Origin of the sequence: Thiohalophilus sp. (genome assembly GCF_034521165.1) — a bacterium.
Classification (GTDB): Bacteria; Pseudomonadota; Gammaproteobacteria; order UBA6429; family Thiohalophilaceae; genus Thiohalophilus.
In genome coordinates this window covers 152,346-169,486 of the sequence record NZ_JAXHMV010000002.1, presented here as the reverse complement: position 1 = coordinate 169,486, position 17,141 = coordinate 152,346, and the positions used below count along the sequence as shown (strand labels likewise).

The 17,141-nt window shown below is 58.5% G+C and carries 20 protein-coding genes and 1 tRNA gene; 16 read left to right on the top strand and 5 right to left on the bottom strand.

Translation table 11 applies throughout. The annotated features are described in order from the left end of the window. Window positions 1-6 precede the first annotated feature (6 nt). The 16 genes from U5K34_RS02580 to U5K34_RS02505 all read left to right on the top strand — a co-directional run bounded on the left by U5K34_RS02580 (window position 7) and on the right by U5K34_RS02505 (window position 12,780). A complete protein-coding gene (locus U5K34_RS02580) occupies window positions 7-366 on the top strand; it encodes an FHA domain-containing protein (protein ID WP_322566955.1) in 360 nt (119 codons plus the stop codon). Between the two features lie 179 nt (window positions 367-545). Continuing rightward, window positions 546-1,295 carry a YebC/PmpR family DNA-binding transcriptional regulator gene (locus U5K34_RS02575; RefSeq protein ID WP_322566954.1) on the top strand — a complete coding sequence of 250 codons (750 nt, stop codon included), beginning with the start codon at window positions 546-548 and terminating at the stop codon, window positions 1,293-1,295. A 169-nt stretch (window positions 1,296-1,464) separates the two neighbouring features. After that, on the top strand, window positions 1,465-1,992 hold the full coding sequence (gene ruvC, locus U5K34_RS02570) for a crossover junction endodeoxyribonuclease RuvC (RefSeq protein WP_322566953.1): 528 nt from the start codon (window positions 1,465-1,467) through the stop codon (window positions 1,990-1,992). Between the two features lie 299 nt (window positions 1,993-2,291). Further along, the gene (ruvA, locus tag U5K34_RS02565) at window positions 2,292-2,906 is read left to right on the top strand and encodes a Holliday junction branch migration protein RuvA (protein WP_322566952.1); all 615 of its coding nucleotides are present in this window, start codon (window positions 2,292-2,294) and stop codon (window positions 2,904-2,906) included. A gap of 39 nt (window positions 2,907-2,945) precedes the next feature. Beyond that, window positions 2,946-3,989, top strand: a complete 1,044-nt coding sequence (gene ruvB / locus U5K34_RS02560) for a Holliday junction branch migration DNA helicase RuvB (RefSeq protein WP_416224004.1) — start codon at window positions 2,946-2,948, stop codon at window positions 3,987-3,989. A gap of 194 nt (window positions 3,990-4,183) precedes the next feature. After that, window positions 4,184-4,588 (top strand): tol-pal system-associated acyl-CoA thioesterase, encoded by a 405-nt coding sequence (gene ybgC / locus U5K34_RS02555; protein ID WP_322566950.1) that lies wholly within the window; start codon window positions 4,184-4,186, stop codon window positions 4,586-4,588. 230 nt (window positions 4,589-4,818) lie between these two features. Next, on the top strand, window positions 4,819-5,502 hold the full coding sequence (gene tolQ, locus U5K34_RS02550; protein WP_322566949.1) for a protein TolQ: 684 nt from the start codon (window positions 4,819-4,821) through the stop codon (window positions 5,500-5,502). After that, window positions 5,499-5,939: a protein TolR gene (tolR, locus tag U5K34_RS02545; protein WP_322566948.1), complete on the top strand. Its 441-nt coding sequence runs from the start codon at window positions 5,499-5,501 to the stop codon at window positions 5,937-5,939. Before tolQ ends, tolR begins: the two co-directional genes overlap by 4 nt. A 2-nt stretch (window positions 5,940-5,941) precedes the next feature. Next, entirely contained in the window at window positions 5,942-6,841 is a 900-nt protein-coding gene (gene tolA / locus U5K34_RS02540) for a cell envelope integrity protein TolA (RefSeq protein ID WP_322566947.1), read from the top strand. Further along, window positions 6,841-8,160, top strand: a complete 1,320-nt coding sequence (gene tolB, locus U5K34_RS02535) for a Tol-Pal system beta propeller repeat protein TolB (protein WP_322566946.1) — start codon at window positions 6,841-6,843, stop codon at window positions 8,158-8,160. The genes tolA and tolB overlap by 1 nt, the downstream gene beginning before the upstream one ends. A 28-nt stretch (window positions 8,161-8,188) precedes the next feature. Further along, entirely contained in the window at window positions 8,189-8,737 is a 549-nt protein-coding gene (pal, locus tag U5K34_RS02530; RefSeq protein ID WP_322566945.1) for a peptidoglycan-associated lipoprotein Pal, read from the top strand. A 1-nt stretch (window position 8,738) separates the two neighbouring features. Then, window positions 8,739-9,587, top strand: a complete 849-nt coding sequence (gene ybgF, locus U5K34_RS02525) for a tol-pal system protein YbgF (RefSeq protein ID WP_322566944.1) — start codon at window positions 8,739-8,741, stop codon at window positions 9,585-9,587. Next, window positions 9,588-10,256 carry a 7-carboxy-7-deazaguanine synthase QueE gene (gene queE / locus U5K34_RS02520; RefSeq protein ID WP_322566943.1) on the top strand — a complete coding sequence of 223 codons (669 nt, stop codon included), beginning with the start codon at window positions 9,588-9,590 and terminating at the stop codon, window positions 10,254-10,256. 206 nt (window positions 10,257-10,462) lie between these two features. Continuing rightward, window positions 10,463-11,137, top strand: a complete 675-nt coding sequence (gene queC, locus U5K34_RS02515) for a 7-cyano-7-deazaguanine synthase QueC (protein WP_322566942.1) — start codon at window positions 10,463-10,465, stop codon at window positions 11,135-11,137. Window positions 11,138-11,333: 196 nt separating this feature from the next. Next, window positions 11,334-12,596: a YeeE/YedE family protein gene (locus tag U5K34_RS02510; protein ID WP_322566941.1), complete on the top strand. Its 1,263-nt coding sequence runs from the start codon at window positions 11,334-11,336 to the stop codon at window positions 12,594-12,596. Window positions 12,597-12,704: 108 nt separating this feature from the next. Then, window positions 12,705-12,780: transfer RNA gene (locus U5K34_RS02505), tRNA-Lys, on the top strand. A gap of 385 nt (window positions 12,781-13,165) precedes the next feature. Here U5K34_RS02505 and soxA read toward each other — a convergent pair. The 5 genes from soxA to U5K34_RS02480 all read right to left on the bottom strand — a co-directional run bounded on the left by soxA (window position 13,166) and on the right by U5K34_RS02480 (window position 16,994). Continuing rightward, window positions 13,166-14,059: a sulfur oxidation c-type cytochrome SoxA gene (gene soxA, locus U5K34_RS02500; protein WP_322566940.1), complete on the bottom strand. Its 894-nt coding sequence runs from the start codon at window positions 14,057-14,059 to the stop codon at window positions 13,166-13,168. A 39-nt stretch (window positions 14,060-14,098) separates the two neighbouring features. Further along, entirely contained in the window at window positions 14,099-14,413 is a 315-nt protein-coding gene (gene soxZ / locus U5K34_RS02495; protein ID WP_322566939.1) for a thiosulfate oxidation carrier complex protein SoxZ, read from the bottom strand. Between the two features lie 42 nt (window positions 14,414-14,455). After that, complete coding sequence (gene soxY, locus U5K34_RS02490) at window positions 14,456-14,920, bottom strand: thiosulfate oxidation carrier protein SoxY (protein WP_322566938.1); 465 nt, start codon at window positions 14,918-14,920, stop codon at window positions 14,456-14,458. Window positions 14,921-14,945: 25 nt separating this feature from the next. Continuing rightward, a complete protein-coding gene (gene soxX, locus U5K34_RS02485; protein ID WP_322566937.1) occupies window positions 14,946-15,308 on the bottom strand; it encodes a sulfur oxidation c-type cytochrome SoxX in 363 nt (120 codons plus the stop codon). Between the two features lie 234 nt (window positions 15,309-15,542). Next, the gene (locus U5K34_RS02480; RefSeq protein ID WP_322566936.1) at window positions 15,543-16,994 is read right to left on the bottom strand and encodes a M48 family metalloprotease; all 1,452 of its coding nucleotides are present in this window, start codon (window positions 16,992-16,994) and stop codon (window positions 15,543-15,545) included. Window positions 16,995-17,141 lie beyond the last annotated feature (147 nt).

The window sequence follows — 17,141 nt, the reverse complement described above, 5'->3', positions numbered from 1 at the left end:
AGCGCGATGCCGGCAAAATTACTACTCAAACATGAAGGGTTGACCCTGAGCAGTTACGAGTTTGACCGCAAGGAAATGAATATCGGCCGCCAGGCCGGTAACGAGATTCAGCTGGATGATCCGGCCGTCAGTGGCCGCCATGCCCGGCTGGTCCTCAAGCCGAACGACTATCTCGAAAACTACTACGATGTCTATCTCGAAGACCTCGGCAGCACCAACGGCACCATTGTCAATGACAGCAAAATCATTCGCCAGCTGCTCAAACACGGCGACGTGATCAAGATCGGCAGCCACGAATTCACCTTCGACAGCGGTGCCGACGACGAACACTACGAACAGACTGCCATCTACCTCCCCGATAGTTAGTCGTCAGTTTGCAGTCATCAGATGGCAGTTGACAGCAAAAAACTGAATTAGAATTCTGCCAACTGCCAACTGCCAACTGCCAACTGCCAACTGCCAACTGCCAACTGCCAACTGCCAACTGCCTACTTTAATGTTAAGATCCCCGCTGTCGAAAGCTAACGGAACATCAAGAGGTGGTCATGGCCGGACACAGTAAATGGGCCAATATCCGTCATCGCAAGGCCGCGCAGGACGCCCGTCGGGGCAAGCTGTTCACCAAACTGATTCGCGAGATCACCGTCTCGGCCCGCGAAGGGGGCGGTGATCCGGAAACCAACCCGCGCCTGCGTACGGCCATCGACAAGGCGCTGTCGTCCAATATGACCAAGGACACCATTGAGCGGGCCATCAAGCGCGGCAGCGGCGATCAGGACGGCGCCAGTTATGAAGCGGTCCGCTACGAAGGTTACGGCCCCGGCGGGGTGGCGATCATGGTCGACTGCCTGACCGACAACCGTAACCGCACCGTCTCGGAGGTGCGTCATGCCTTTACCAAAAACGGTGGCAACCTCGGTACCGACGGCTCGGTGGCCTATCTGTTTTCCAAACTGGGCACGCTGAGTTTTCCACCCGGCAGCGATGAGGAGACCCTCATGGAAGCGGGCCTGGAGGCGGGCGCCGAGGACGTGGTCACCAGCGAGGATGGCAGCATCGAAGTGACGACCGCCCCGGAAGACTTTCTCGATGTCAAAAGCGCCATGCAGGCGGCGGGTCTGGAGCCGGAAATGGCGGAAGTGACCATGCGCGCCGCCACCAGCGTCGATTTGCCGCTGGAAGAAGCCGAGCAGGTGATGAAACTGATGGACATGCTCGAAGACCAGGACGACGTGCAGAACGTCTACACCAACGCCGACTTCTCCGACGAAGTCCTCGAACAACTCGGCCAGTGACCTTATGTAATTTTGAATTGCAGACCCAGATTCCATTCAAAATTCAACATTAAAAATTCAAAATTACCCGAGCGCCTCTGCGTTAAAAAGCCGCCCTCTGAGCTGCCGCGGACGTCGAAGCAGCCTGAAAACCGTTTTCTCGGCTGCCGGTATCCTGTACTCTTTTTGAATGGCACGTATTCTGGGCATTGACCCCGGTTCCCGATTGACCGGCTTTGGCATCATCGAGATGCAGGGATCGCGCGCCCTGTGGATCAGCAGCGGCTGCATACGCACCGCCGATGGCACCCTGGATACCCGCCTGAAAACCATCTGTCAGGGGATTGAGGCCCTGCTCGAGGAGCATCGTCCCGACGAGGTGGCGATCGAGCAGGTATTCATGCACCGCAATCCCGATTCCGCGCTCAAACTGGGTCAGGCCCGGGGCGCGGCGATCAGCATGGTCGCGCTGCGTTCCCTGCCCATGAGTGAATACAGTCCGCGGGAAATCAAAAAGGCCATTGTCGGCAAGGGCAGTGCCGCCAAGGCGCAGGTTCAGCACATGGTCCAGCATCTGCTCGGGCTTAACAAGCTGCCCCAGGAAGATGCCGCCGATGCCCTGGCCGTGGCGCTCTGCCATGCCCATCTGCGTCAGAGCATGCAGGAGTTATCATCCCGGTTGCCGCCCGATGTGCGTCGTTTGCGCCGGCGTCGATAGCGAGGTTTCTGGGAAATAACGCGGAGGGCGCGGAGACGCGGAGTCGCAGAGAAGACATGATTTTATTTCCTTCAGATCCAGAACTGACTTGAGTCGTATTTACTGAAGACAAGTTTCAGGATTTTCATCATTCCGGGCCATTCTGAGCTGAGAAGTGTGTCTGTTGTGAGGTAGGTCCTGCCGTGAGCCAAATCCAGAAAATTTTGTCTCCGCGTCTTTGCGCCTCCGCGACCTCCGCGTTAATTCCAGAGAACTCAAGAAATGGTACAGTTAGACAAAATCCAGGCAGGAGTTAACAGGTGATCGGGCGTATTCAGGGGATTCTGGTCAGCAAGCAGCCGCCGCAGTTGCTGGTGGACGTGCACGGGGTGGGCTATGAGATCGAGGCGCCCATGTCGACCTTTTACCAGTTGCCGGAGCTGAACCAGCCGGTGACCCTGCAAACCCATCTGGTGGTGCGCGAGGATGCACAGCAGCTGTACGGATTCGCGAGCGAACAGGAACGGCGTCTGTTCCGCAGTCTGATCCGGGTGAACGGCGTGGGGGCCAAGCTGGCCCTGGCGATTCTTTCGGGTATGAGCGCCGGCGAATTTGCCCGTTGCGTGCACGACAACGACAGCCGCAGCCTGGTCCAGTTGCCCGGAGTGGGTAAAAAGACCGCCGAACGGCTGATCATGGAGATGCGCGATCGGCTGGCCGACTGGGAGGACGAGGAGCTGGCGGCCACGCCGCCAGCCGGGGGCGTGGCCCCCGCGGCCGGCTCGCAGGAGGCCGACCGGGAGGCGGTCAGCGCCCTGATTGCTCTGGGCTACAAGCCCCAGGAAGCTTCTCGTATGGTCCAGTCGGTGGACAGCGAGGGCCGAAACAGTGAAGATATTATCCGCGCCGCCCTCAAGGCGGCGGTAAGTCGTTGATATTATAATTATTCCAACACAGGCTCCTGGAACCCGATGATTGAAAACGATCGCCTGATTGCCGCCCACCAGCAGGGCGCCGAGGATGCCCTGGACCGGGCCATCCGGCCCGCCAGGCTGGCCGATTATGTGGGCCAGGCGGCGGTGCGCGAGCAGATGGGGATTTTCATCGAGGCGGCGCGCAACCGCGGCGAGTCACTGGACCATGTGCTGATCTTCGGGCCTCCCGGGCTGGGCAAGACCACGCTCTCGCATATTATCGCCAACGAGCTGGGGGTAAACATGAAACACTCCGCGGGGCCCGTGCTGGAACGCCCCGGCGATCTGGCGGCATTGCTGACCAATCTGGAACCCCACGATGTCCTGTTTGTGGACGAAATCCATCGCCTCAGTCCCGTGGTTGAGGAGATCCTCTATCCGGCCATGGAGGATTACCAGATCGACATCATGATCGGCGAGGGGCCGGCAGCCCGTTCCATCAAGCTGGATCTGCCGCCTTTTACCCTGGTCGGCGCCACTACCCGTGCCGGCCTGCTCACCTCGCCCCTGCGGGATCGTTTCGGGATTGTGCAGCGGCTGGAATTTTACAGCCCGGACGATCTCTTGCGTATCGTGCGTCGTTCCGCGCAGATTCTCGAGGTGGAGATTGAGGATGAGGGCGCCCTGGAGATTGCCCGGCGCTCCCGTGGCACACCGCGCATAACCAACCGCTTGCTACGCCGCGTACGCGACTACGCCCAGGTCAAATCGGACGGGCGCATCAGCGCCGCCGTGGCCCACGAGGCGCTGGATATGCTGGATGTGGATAACCACGGTTTTGACATGATGGATCGCAAACTGCTGCTGACCATCATCGAAAAATTCAGCGGCGGACCGGTGGGCATTGACAACTTGGCCGCCGCCATCGGCGAGGAACGCGGCACCATCGAGGACGTGCTCGAACCCTACCTGATCCAGCAGGGCTTTATGATGCGCACCCCGCGCGGGCGCATGGCCACCCGCCATGCCTATCTCCACTTCGGCCTGCCGGCGCCGGCGACAGAAACCGCGGCCAGTTCCCTTGAACTTTTCGACAATCAATAAAAATAATTTTTCAACGCAGAGGCGCAAAGACGCAAAGATCGCAGAGTTTTATTGGTTTTGTCAGAGATGATTTCAACAACGGATATCGGAATTTACAGAGTCGTTCATCAAATCAATGCGGCCATTTTCCTGAAAGTCTTTGCGTTCTCTGCGCCTTTGCGCCTCTGCGTTAAAGTTTTTTGGAGTAAGGAATCGTGAACGAGTTCCTGTGGCCGGTGCGGGTTTATTACGAAGATACGGATGCCGGTGGGGTGGTGTATTACGCCAATTATCTCAAATTCATGGAGCGGGCCCGTACCGAGTGGTTGCGCAAGCTGGGTTTTGAACAGGATGAACTCATCGCGCAACACAATGTCTTATTTGCCGTACGCCGGGTGACGGTCGATTATCGTCAGCCGGCCCGGTTTAACGAAAAACTGGTCGTCAGTGCCCGTGTGGCGGAAGCCGGCAAGGCCAGCCTGACGTTCGCCCAGGCCATATACCGTGAAGCGGGCAATGTCCTGTTGTGTGATGGCGAAGTCAAAATCGCCAGCCTGGATGCGTTAACGTTCAGGCCGCGCGCGATTCCGGGGGAGTTACAACAAAAACTGGTTGTTTGACGGACAGTCCTTGAATGCACCTTTCAGCAGTGAGGCAGTAACTACTGAAGACACCGAAATTACCGAAAAGGTACTTCTTAACCTGGAGTCTGGTTCGGCACATTCAGTACCTTCGGTGTCGTCGGTGGTTCTAAAATACATTTGTTTCAGTCAGGCCGATTTGGTCTGGCCGTGACAAAGTTCATTACCAGACCCATGATATTAAACAGGGGAAATACACGTTGCCGGAAATGTCGATCACCCACCTGATTCTCGAAGCCAGCTTTGTTGTGCAGCTGGTCATGTTGTTGTTGCTGGTTGTCTCGATCCTCTCCTGGACGCTGATCTTTTTTAAATACGCGGTGATTAAACGGGCGCGGGCGGCCGCCGAGCAGTTTGAACGGCGTTTCTGGTCCGGGGTCGATCTGGGGGATCTGTATAAACGACTCTCCAGCCGACGAGGCCGACTGGAAGGCATGGAGCTGATCTTCGAGTCCGGTTTCCGTGAATTTGCGCAGCTGCGCAAGAATCGTAATGTGGACTCGATGGCCGTGATTGAAGGTGCCCAGCGGGCCATGCGGGTGGCATTGAACCGTGAGATCGATCGCCTGGAAAATCATCTCTCTTTTCTGGCCACGGTCGGCTCCACCAGCCCCTATGTCGGTCTGTTCGGGACCGTCTGGGGCATTATGAATTCATTCATGGGGCTGGGCGCGGTCAAACAGGCGACCATTGCCACCGTCGCGCCGGGTATTGCCGAGGCGTTGATCGCCACGGCGATGGGCCTGTTCGCGGCGATTCCGGCCGTGATTGCCTATAACCGCTATTCCAATGACGTGGAGCGGTTGATCAGCAAATACGATATTTTCGCTGAAGAGTTCTCCAGTATTCTGCAACGTCAAACTCATACCAGCAGCGCAGCGGACTCGTCATGAAAGTCACCAGCGGACGCGTCAAGCGTAAACGCATGTCGGAGATCAATGTGGTGCCCTACATTGATGTCATGCTGGTACTGCTGATCATCTTCATGGTGACTGCCCCCTTGCTGAGCCAGGGGGTTGAGGTCAGTCTGCCCGAGTCGGGCGCGAAAACCCTGGATGAGACCGGGGAAGAACCGCTGGTGGTGTCGGTCAATCGTTCCGGGAATTACTTTCTTAATCTCGGTGAACAGACCGATACGCCGCTGGATAGTGACACGCTGGTGCAACGGGTCAGGGCCGTATTGTCCAGGCGCAGCGACAAAACCGTTTATATCAAGGGCGACAAGGAAGCCCGTTACGGTCAGGTAGTGGCGGTGATGGCGTTATTACAGGAATCGGGGGTCCGGGATCTGGGCCTGGTGACCCGCTCACCGGATGACGCTGACCGCTGATTATGTGGCAAATCATCAAATCGTACCCGCTGGCGGCGCTGGCCGCGGTTATGGTCCATGTGCTGTTGATACTCATTTTGATGATCAATATTGACTGGCCATCGGAGGACGCCAGCGCCGACAAGCAAACCGAGGTCGAGGTCATCGAAGCCAAAGCCGTCAGCGAACAGCAACTGGCCGAGCGGGAGCAACGCCTGCGCGAGGCCGAACGTCAAAAACGCGAAGCGGCACTGGCCCGGCAACGGGAACAGGAACGCAAACGTCAGGCCGAGCTGAAAAAACAGCGTGAAGCGGCCGAACAGCAACGTCGCGAAGAAGAAGCCCGTAAACAACGTGAGGCTGAGGAAAAACGCCGACAGGAAGAGGCCGCACGTCAACAACGTGAAGCCGAGCGCCAAAAACAGCGCGAGGCCGAAGAGAAGCAGCGTCGCGAAGAGGAAGCCCGCAAACAGCGTGAAGCGGAGGAACAACGCCGGCAGGAGGAAGCGGCGCGTCAGCAACGCGAGGCCGAACAGCGTCGTGAACAGGCGCGGGCGGAACAGGCATTGCAGGAAAAGCTGGCGGCCGAAGCCGAGGCGCAGGCCCGGCGCGAAAAGCTGGCGGGGCGCGAGGATGAGATCAATCAGTATAAAAACCAGATCAAGCAACGCATCACGCGGGTGTGGCGCATTCCCGCCTCGGCCCACAGTAGCATGCGTTGTGAAATTATGGTGAGATTGTTACCCGGCGGCGAGGTGGCCCGGGTCGAGATTGTGCGCAGCAGCGACGATGCCACGTTCGACCGCTCGGTGGAAGATGCGGTGCGCAAGGCCTCGCCCCTGCCGGTGCCGGATGTGGAGTCGGGACTGTTCGATGAGTTCCGGGAACTGAAATTTTCATTTGAACCGAAGCATAAACGCTGATGATCTGGATAAAACGCCTTTGTTTGTTGCCCCTGTTATGGCTGCTTGTCAGCCTGCCGGCGCGGGCTGTATTGACCATCGAGATAACCCAGGGACTGGATAACGCCATGCCGATCGCGGTGGTGCCCTTTGCCTGGGAGGGCGAGGGGGAAGCACCGGCGGCGGTCGGCGAGATCATTGCCGCGGATCTGCGTCGCAGCGGTTTTTTCCGACCCCTTGCCGAGGACGATCTGATCGCCCGGCCGCATCGCGCGGCACAGGTTAATTACCCCGACTGGCGGGCGCTCAAGGTCGATCATCTGGTGGTTGGCCGGATGCTGCCGCGCGAGGATGGCGACTATACCGTGCAGTTCCAGCTGCTGGATGTGAATCGCCGCCGGCAGCTGGCCGGCTACAGTCTGCGCGCGAGCAAATCGGAGTTGCGGCGTACGGCGCACCAGATCAGCGACATTATCTATGCGGAAATTACCGGCAAGCCCGGCGCGTTCGATACCTTTATTGCCTATATCACGGTGACCGGCGATCGCACCGACCGGCCAGCCTATCAGCTGGCGATTGCCGATTCCGACGGCCATAACGAGCAGATTGTGTATCAGTCCCGTCAGCCGGTGTTGTCGCCCGCCTGGTCGCCGGACGGGCGGCACCTGGTGTTCGTCTCCTTCGCCCGCGGACGCTCGGAGATCTATATCCAGAATATCCAAAGCGGTGAACGCCAGCGGGTTGCCGCCTTCGATGGGCTTAACAGTGCGCCGGCCTGGTCACCCGAGGGTCAGTATCTGGCCATGACCTTGTCCCGGGACGGCAACCCGGAGATCTATGTGATGCATCTCGAGACTCAGAAATTGCAGCGCATCACCCGCAATTACGCCATCGACACCGAACCGGCCTGGCTGCCCGATGGCCGGGGGCTGGTGTTTACCTCGGATCGGGGCGGCTCGCCGCAGATTTACGAGGTGGCGCTGGACAAAAACAAGCGCGCGAGCGGGCGTCCCGAGCGGCTCACGTTCGAGGGGCGCTACAACGCCCGTGCCTCGGTCTCGCCCAACGGGCGCTATGTCGCCATGGTCCATCGCCAGGACGGGCAGTTTCGCATTGCCGTGCAGGATCAGGAGAGTGGCCTGTTTCGCGTGCTGACCGATTCCCGCCTGGATGAGTCGCCCAGCTTTGCCCCAAATGGTAGTATGATTATCTATGCCACCGAGGAGAATTACCGGGGGGTTCTCTCCGCTGTTTCGGTGGATGGGCGTGCCCAGCAACGCCTGAGCCTGCAACAGGGCGACGTCCGTGAGCCGGCCTGGTCGCCGTTGCGGCCCGAATAACAACGGGGAGTCAAAGGAGAAAAATATAATGCGCCAGTTTCTGACCTATCTCTTGCTGACACTGTTTGTGCTGGCGCTGGGCGGTTGCCGCTTCGGCCCGGTCAAGGATCGTGGCGACGAGGTCACCGAACCGTCCGGCGAACAAAGCCAGCAGGAAACCGTGGAAGGCGGCGATCTCAGTTTCTCCGGCGATCTGGGCAGCGGTGCCCGGATGGAGGAGCTGAATGATCCGGACAGCCCGCTCTCCAAGCGGGTGCTTTATTTTGATTTTGACAGCAGCAACGTGACCGAGGAGCAGCGCGAGATCATCGATGCTCACGCGGCATTTTTGAGCCGTAACCCCGATGTCAGCGTGGTGCTGGAAGGCCATGCCGACGAACGCGGCACTCGCGAATACAATCTGGCGCTGGGCGAGCGCCGTGCCAAGGCGGTGGAACAACTGCTCCAGGTCCAGGGGGTTGCCGCCGACCAGATACAGGTCATCAGCTTCGGCGAGGAGCGCCCGGTCGCACTGGATCATAACGAATCGGCCTGGCGTCTCAATCGCCGGGTTGAAATCCTCTATTCCGGTTACTGATATGATAGCTCGCCTGTCCCGTCTCCTGATTGTTTTCCTGGCGCTGGCCCTGCCGGCGTCGTGGCTAGCCGCGCAGGAGAATCCCTCGACCGACCAGCGTCTGGAAAGGCTGGAGCGGCTGGTCGACAGTCAGGGCCTGGCCGATATCCTGATGCGTCTGAACAGCCTGGAGGCCGAGGTGCGCGAGTTGCGCGGTCTCAGTGAAGAGCAGACGCATACCATTGAAGAGTTGAAAAAGCGCCAGCGTGAGCTGTATATCGATCTCGATCGGCGCCTGTTGCAACTGGAACGTGCCGGCGTAACGTCACAACAGGATGCCCGGGCCCCTGAGCCGGCGCAATCAGCTTCAACCTCCGAGCGACGCGCCGTCGGCAAACCGACCGCCTCCGACAGCATCGCGCCGCAGGAGCGTCGCCCGGGAAGCACGCCTGAAAAGGCGGTACCCATGTCGGTGGAGAAAAGTGAGCAGGAAGCCTATCAGGAGGCCTTTAATCTGCTGCGGGAGCTGGAGTATGACAAGGCTATCGACGCTTTCGACCGGTTCCTGCAAAACTATCCCGACGGGCGCTACGCGCATATTGCCCGTTACTGGCTGGGCGAGGCCAATTATGCGCGACGCAATTTCCAACAGGCGATTGTGCATTATCAGAACCTGATCGACCGTTATCCCGACAGTCCCAAGGTGGCCGAGGCCATGCTCAAGATCGGCTACAGTCACAACCAGCTGGAAGCTTATACAGCGGCGCGCGATGTGCTCGAAAAGCTGATCGCGAGTCATCCCGGCACCACCGAGGCCAGCCAGGCCCGTAACCTGTTGCAGAAAATCCGCGCCAAACTGAGCGACGGGTAAATGTCACAGAACCAGGTCAATGCCGCCGGCGATCGTCTGCGTATCACCGAGATTTTCTATTCCCTGCAGGGCGAGGCCCGCAGCGTCGGCTTGCCGACGGTGTTTATTCGCCTGACCGGTTGTCCCCTGCGCTGCGGTTATTGCGATACCAGCTATGCTTTCAGCGGCGGGCAATGGTATGAGCTACCCGAGATCCTCGCCGAAGTGGTCCGGTATAATACCCACCATATCACCGTGACCGGTGGCGAACCCCTGGCGCAAAAAAACTGTCCGGCCCTGCTCACCCAACTGTGCGATCATGGTTACAGCGTCAGCCTGGAAACCTCCGGCGCCCTGGATGTCTGCCAGCTGGACCCGCGGGTGATCAAGGTGATGGATCTCAAAACCCCGTCCTCCGGCGAGCTGGACAAGAACCTTTACAGTAATATCGACTGTCTCAATTTGCAGGATCAGGTCAAATTCGTCATCGGCGATCGAGCGGATTACGACTGGGCGCTGGAACAACTGCAGCACTATCAACTGGCCGAACGCTGCGAAGTGCTGTTCTCGCCCGTGTTCGAGAGCCTCAAACCCGCCGAACTGGCCGACTGGATCCTCCAGGACCAGCTCCCCGTCCGCTTCCAGCTACAACTGCACAAACTGCTGTGGGGCGACGAACCGGGGCGCTAATTTCACCACGAAGACTCGAAGTCACGAAGAAGATCTTTCTCTCGCAGAGACGCGAAGAGATAATTTTGAATGTTGAATTCTGAATTTTGAATTGTGGTTCATAATTTATTCAGAACTCAGAACTCAGAACTCAGAACTCAGAACTCAGAACTCAGAACTAAAATTACTCCGCGCCTCTGCGTTGAAATTATTATGAGGATAAGGTTATGAAAAAAGCGGTGGTGCTGGTCTCGGGTGGGCTGGATTCGGCCACGGCGCTGGCGCTGGCGCGCGAGCAGGGGTATGCCTGTCATGCGATCAGTTTCGATTACGGCCAGCGCCATAAATGCGAGCTGGAGGCCGCGCAGCAGGTGGCGGGCTCGCTGGGGGTGGTCGAGCACAAGCTGATGCAGTTGAATATGGACGACCTGGGCGGCTCGGCGCTGACCGATGCGAGTATCGAGGTGCCGAATGAAGGGGTCGGTGAGGGGATTCCGGTCACTTATGTCCCGGCGCGCAACACGGTGTTTTTGTCTCTGGCACTGGGCTGGGCCGAGGTGCTGGATGCCGAAGCCATCTTTATCGGGGTCAACGCGGTGGATTATTCCGGTTATCCCGATTGTCGGCCCGAATACATTGACGCTTACCAGCGACTGGCCGATCTGGCCACCCGGCGCGGGGTGGAGGGGAATCCCATCCGGATCGCCGCACCACTGATTCACCTGACAAAGGCCCGGATTATCCGTGAGGGCACGCGCCTGGGCGTCGATTACGGCCTGACAACCTCCTGTTATGCCCCCGATGCGCAATGCCGTGCCTGTGGCCGTTGTGATGCCTGTCGTTTGCGCCAGGCGGGCTTTGAGGCCGCCGGTATCCCGGATCCAACCTGCTACCAGTCCTGAATCTTTTAGAAATCATTGACTTATATGAGTGCATAATGCACCGGCGGTGAAGTACGGGGTTGTGAAACTGGTCACTTTTGGGGGAAGCCCGTACAATGCCGCCATTTGGTCGGACTTGTGCGGAGGAGGTACCGGTCAGGCCCTGGGCGCCCTGCGGGCGAGATCATAATTATGCGTAAATCGAGAGGGTTGTATCATGACATTCGAAAGCTTTGCGGATGCGCACTGGACGATTCTGTGGCTGGGCTTTGCCATCGCCTTCGTCATGGGGGCGGTCGTCAATAAAACCAATTTCTGCACCATGGGTTCGGTCTCCGACATGGTCAACATGGGCGACAGCGGTCGTTTCCGGGCCTGGCTGCTGGCCATTGCCGTGGCCATGCTCGGCGTGGCGATTATCGAAGGGCTCGGGCTGATCAGCGTCGATCAAACCGTGCCGCCGTATCGGGCCAGCAACTTTGCCTGGCTGGAATATATCCTGGGCGGCGTTCTGTTCGGGATCGGCATGACCTACGGCAGCGGTTGCGGCAGCAAGACCCTGATCCGCATTGGCGGCGGTAACATCAAGTCGATTATTGTGTTTGCGGCTATCGCCGTCTGTGCCTATTTTATGCTCAACCCCTTCCCGGGGACCGACCAGACCATCTATTCCCTGGTGTTCTACCACTGGACCAGCCCGACTTCCGTCTCGCTGGCGTCCCAGCAGGATCTCGGGACGCTGCTCGGTCGCGCCTTTGGCAGCGAAGCCGGTGTCACCCGGGTTGTGGTCGGGTTGTTACTGGTCGCGTTCCTGGCCTGGGTCCTGTTCAAGTCCGCGGATTTTCGCAAGAACTTCGACAATATCCTGGGCGGCCTGGTGGTTGGCCTGGCGGTCCTGGCGGCCTGGTATGTGACTGACGCCGCGGTCATCGATGTCGGGGGCGAGACCTTCACCTGGTCGGGCTATGCCGAGCCCAATAACTGGAGCTTCATGGAATCTGGCCAGCCGCCCCGTTCGGTCGGGACCCAGTCCTATACTTTCATCAACCCCGTCGGTCAGACCCTGGGCTATGTGAGCGAGAGTTTTGCCAGTCGCTATCTGACCTTCGGCGTGATGGCCGTATTCGGCGTGATCCTCGGCTCCCTGTTCTGGGCCATCATTTCCCGGAGTTTCCGGGTCGAATGGTTCGTCAATTTCCGCGACTTCATCAACCATGTGATCGGTGGCGTACTGATGGGCGTGGGTGGTGTGCTGGCCCTGGGCTGCACCGTGGGACAGGGGATTACCGGCATCTCGACCCTGGCCCTGGGCTCCTTCCTGGCCTTTGGTGGCATCGTGCTGGGCAGTGCCATGACCATGAAAATCCAGTACTACAAGATGGTCTATGAAGACGAGGCTACCTTCGGCAAGGCGTTTGTTACCGCGCTGGTGGACTTCAAGCTGCTGCCCGAGGGCATGCGCAAACTGGAAGCCATCTAACGCCATCCGGGCGGTTCACCGGGGACGGGGTTGCCATTCCCGGTGAGTCCGGTAAAATGCGCGCTTCCTGTTACATCCGGCTCTCACAGGGCCTGTGACAGATTATTCGGGACGTTAGCTCAGTTGGTAGAGCATCCGGCTTTTAACCGGTTGGTCGAAGGTTCGAGTCCTTCACGTCCCACCATATCGGGGGCTGCCCAGGCGGGTGGCCCCTTTTTTTGTCCTTCCGGAACGCGTTATACCCCGTCATTTATTAACCTGAGTTCTGAGTTCTGAGTTCTGAGTTCTGAGTTCTGAGTTCTGAGTTCTGAGTTCTGAGTGCTGAGTGCTGAGTGCTGAGGGGCAAGTTTGCAGATGGCAGTTGGCAGCCAATGCCGGGTATGGTCAGGTTGTCCCCATTTGGATGGGTTACGTTGAGAAAGTCACGCAGGCTATCGCCAGCGTGACCTACGCGGTGGGGCTGTCCAAGCTAGATTATCTGACGACTGCCATCTGCCAACTGCCAGCTTGTCTCATAAAAAAAGCCCGGCAGAGCCGGGCTTTTCTTTTAGCGGTATGTTGCTTGCCGCTTACTGGCGGATAGCCGGACCGTTCAGGCGGATGCCGTTGCTCATATAAGTATGGAAATACTCCAGAGCCACGTATTCCGGATGCTGCATACCGCGCTTGTAGTCGCCGTTTTTGTACTTGTTCAACGGCAGGGCACGGACCTGCTTGTTGCAGCCGCTGTAACGACGCTGGATGGTACCAAAGCCTTTCACGCCGCTTTCATTGCCCTTGGCCCACTTGCGGCGCCATACCGGGAAGTGCGAGGTATGACCCAGTGCGGGGCTGAGCAGGTTACCGCGTGCCATCATGCCGGAGTTGTAAACGTGGCAATCGGCGCAGGCCATGTTCAGCTGACCACGCTTGGCGTAGAAGTGCTCCTTGCCTTTCTCATAGATGGCCAGAGCGCGATCGTCGTTCGGAACAACCACGTTCTGTTTCTCACCCCGGGAGGTGTAGGCCATGTAGCCGGCGATAGCAGCGAAGTTGCCCTTGCCAAAACGCAGGCCTTCCGCTTTCAGGTCCACGTTCTTGCGCTTCAGGCAGGTCATCAGGTCGCCTTCCAGGGTCCGTACGGTGCCGGACTTCTTGTCGAAGTAGGGATAGTGCTGTTTGATGCTCTTGCCGCCGTTTTTGAAGCAGCTGGCCAGGCCATATTTTGTAAACATGGCACGTCCCTTGTTGACGCCGTCTTCATAGGAAGGAAACTCTTCCATCATCCGCCATTCGTCACGGCGGACCTTGTCGAGGGCGTAAATCCCGTCACTGTATTCCTGCAGTTTGATGCCAGGGAACTTCTTGTAGAAGTACTGGCGGAACTCGTTCAGGTCTTTTTCCGGATCGGTTTTGGCGACCGCCGTGGCGGAGGCACCACCCAGAACCGAAAGCGCTGTCATAGCGATTATCAGTTTTCTCATTGTTATAACTCCTGTCATCCAGTTGGATTGACTCGTTGATTACTTGATCTGGGTGGTCAGGGAGTCTTTCTGCCCCTTGTTGTCGACCCAGCTGATGGAAACGTCGTCGCCGGATTGGCCACCCGTGAACTGGTAAGACAGATACGGGTTCTTGGAGACGGCCGGTCCCCACTGCGCCAGCACGATTTCGGTGCCGTTGTGGGCGCAGCTCACTTCCTGAATGAAGTGGGCGGGGATTTTCTTGCCGGTTTTCTCGTCTTTGCGCATACCGGTTTCCATAACGTGCGTAATCAACGCTTTGACCGTGACGGTGTCCCCCTTGAGGGTCGCCCGGGCTCGGATACTCTTAGCCATAATTAAAATCCTCTTGATTCAATTCGTTTGAGGTCGGGCTGATTAACCGCCGCAACCGCCGATGGTGACTTTGACCTCTTTGCGGGCCGAGTAGGCCTTGCCGCCGGTTTTGACCACGGCGATGACATTCGAGGTTTTGGCCATCTTGATGCGGGTGGAGACATAGCCTTTGGCATTGTTCGCCAGCTTGAAGTTGGCGGCCAGGGGGCTGCCGTTCTTCTCGGCGATGATGGCGATTTCCTCAATGCCGCCGATGCCGGTTTCCACGGAGACCGGGACCACGGCGCCGTTTTCGGCGATATCCGGGGCCTTGATGGTGATGTCATCGGTCGGCTGGGTCTGGGCGGTACCGAACAGATCGTTCATGGCCGTTTCCATGCTTTCGGTTTCGAACGCCCGCTTGGGCCAGGCGGCCATGACGGCGCCGGGCGTCAGCAGGCCGGCACTGACGGCCACCGCGACGGACCCGCTGGCCAGGCTGCCTTTCAGAAAGGTTCTACGTTGCATTGATAGTGTCCTCCACTTGCCGGAATTAAAGGGTATAGACCCACTCAGTCACGTGATCGATCTCTTCTTCGGTCAGAATGTTGTGCTTGCCGAAGGGAGGCATCATGGTGTCTGGATTGGTTTTGGTCGGATCGGCAATCCACTGACGCAGTTTGCTTTTGTCCGGGAAGCGGGCTTTCATGGCCACCAGCGGCGGTCCGATGTTACCCGGCAGGTGGGCGCCTTCGTAACTATGGCAGGCAAAGCAGTTGCCGGCTTTGCGATCTTCGGCAATTTTCTTGCCCATTTCTGCGCTTGCAGCGACTGCTGTGCTGGGTACCAGTGCTGTGGAACCGAGCAACATAGCAACAGTACTGGCGGCAGCTATGAGTTTAGCGGGTTTCCGCATGGTCTCCTCCTCATTGAAGTTAGAGATGGGGTCAGTTTTAAGGCTGACGGTCTTATTATTGTGGACGCTTATCATGCTGATAAGACTTATACCTCCGTTACGGTTCATAGGATACAGATTGAGAACCTAATAGCAAGCATCGTCAGTGTGTTTCAGTAAATCAGTTATCGCTAATGTACTGATTAACCGAACGATTATGCTGTTCGCCAGTGTAGTGCAAAACGCGGGGCGTTGTCAGGAGCGATCTTCGAGTGCGGCGATTTCGTTTTTCAATTCCTGCAGGCGGGCCTCGGCACGGGCGGCGTCGTAAAAGTCGAGCGCGTCACTTTTGAGTGCCTGGTTGAACTGGCTGATGGCCTGACGGGAGAGGCCGGTGCGGTAATAGTATTCACCCTGCGCGATCTGGGCGTGCGCGCGATTGCCGAGTTTCTCTTCGGCTTCGGCCAGCAGTTGATAGAAGCGGGGCTTGCGATCCCGTTCGCGCAGGAAATCCCGCAGGACCTGACGGGCGGTGTCGGCCTGGTCACTGCGTAACAGGCTTTCCGCATAGCCCTGGGTCAGCGCGGGATTTTGCGGATAGAGCTTGAGCGCATTGCGATAGTGTTCGAGTGCCGCGTCGATTTTGCCCTGCTGGAAGTTCAGCTGCGCGCGGCCCAGCAAAAAAGCGATGCGCTGCGGCTGCTCGGCCAGCAGGGTGTCCAGCTGTTGGCGGGCGCGTTTGACATCGCCGGTTTCCAGCAGACTCAGGACATAGCCGTAACGCTCGGCGGTGCGGTTGAGATAACGGCCGGATTTCAGATTGTCGGCAAACTGGTCGCGTAGCCCGGCGGGTTCGCGGCTGGTCAGCACCTTGATGCGGTTACGCATCAGATGGAAGCTTTCGGCGTCCTCGCTCAGGCTGGGCGAGTATTCACGCGCACGGTTGCGCGCGTCGGCGATACGCGTGTCGGTCACCGGGTGGGTACGCAGAAACTCCGGTCCCTGCGGGCCGTAAAGCCGGCTGGCCTTGTGCAACTGCTCGAAGAAGCTGGCCATGCTGTTGGGGTCGAAACCGGCATTGGCCAGCAATTTGATGCCCTGATGATCGGCTTCCTTCTCATTGGCACGGGTGAAGTTAATCCGGCTCTGGATGCTGCCGGCGGTCATCGAGGCGATGGCTGCCTGGCCGATCTCCGGGCTCTGCGCGCCCAGCACGATGGCGGCGATCAGCGCGGCCAGCACCGGCAGACTGCTGCCACCGCCAAAATCGTAGGCGCGGGCATGGTGGCGCTGGGTGACATGGGCGATTTCATGGGCCATGACCGAGGCCAGCTCGCTCTCGGTCCGGGTGGAGAGAATCAGCCCGTAGTGAATCCCGATATAGCCGCCGGGCAGGGCGAACGCGTTGATATCGGGCGCGTCGATCAAAAAGAAATGAAAATCGGTCATGTCGCTGTCGCCGGCGGCGATCAGCCGGTAACCGAGATGGTTGAGATAGCTGTCGATCAGCGGATCGTTAATGATGCGCCCGCTGCGCTGGATATTGCGCATCACCGTCTCGCCCACCCGCTTCTCCTCGGCGGGCGTGGCCACGCCCGCCGCAGCATCGCCAATATCCGGCAGATTCGGCTCGGCCGGCAAGCGTGCCGGCGTGAGAACCAGCAGGGCGATGAGCAGCCAGCCGGGATGGATTCTGAAAGGGCGCAAAATAATCTCGTTAGACCTCGTCAACAGCAGGGTATTGGCATCATACGGTGATCCGGTCGCGATCGCGATGACCGAACCCGCAATCTATGACCCCCGGCAACGTGATGGGTTCGACTCGTATTCATTTCAACATTCCAGTAGACTATG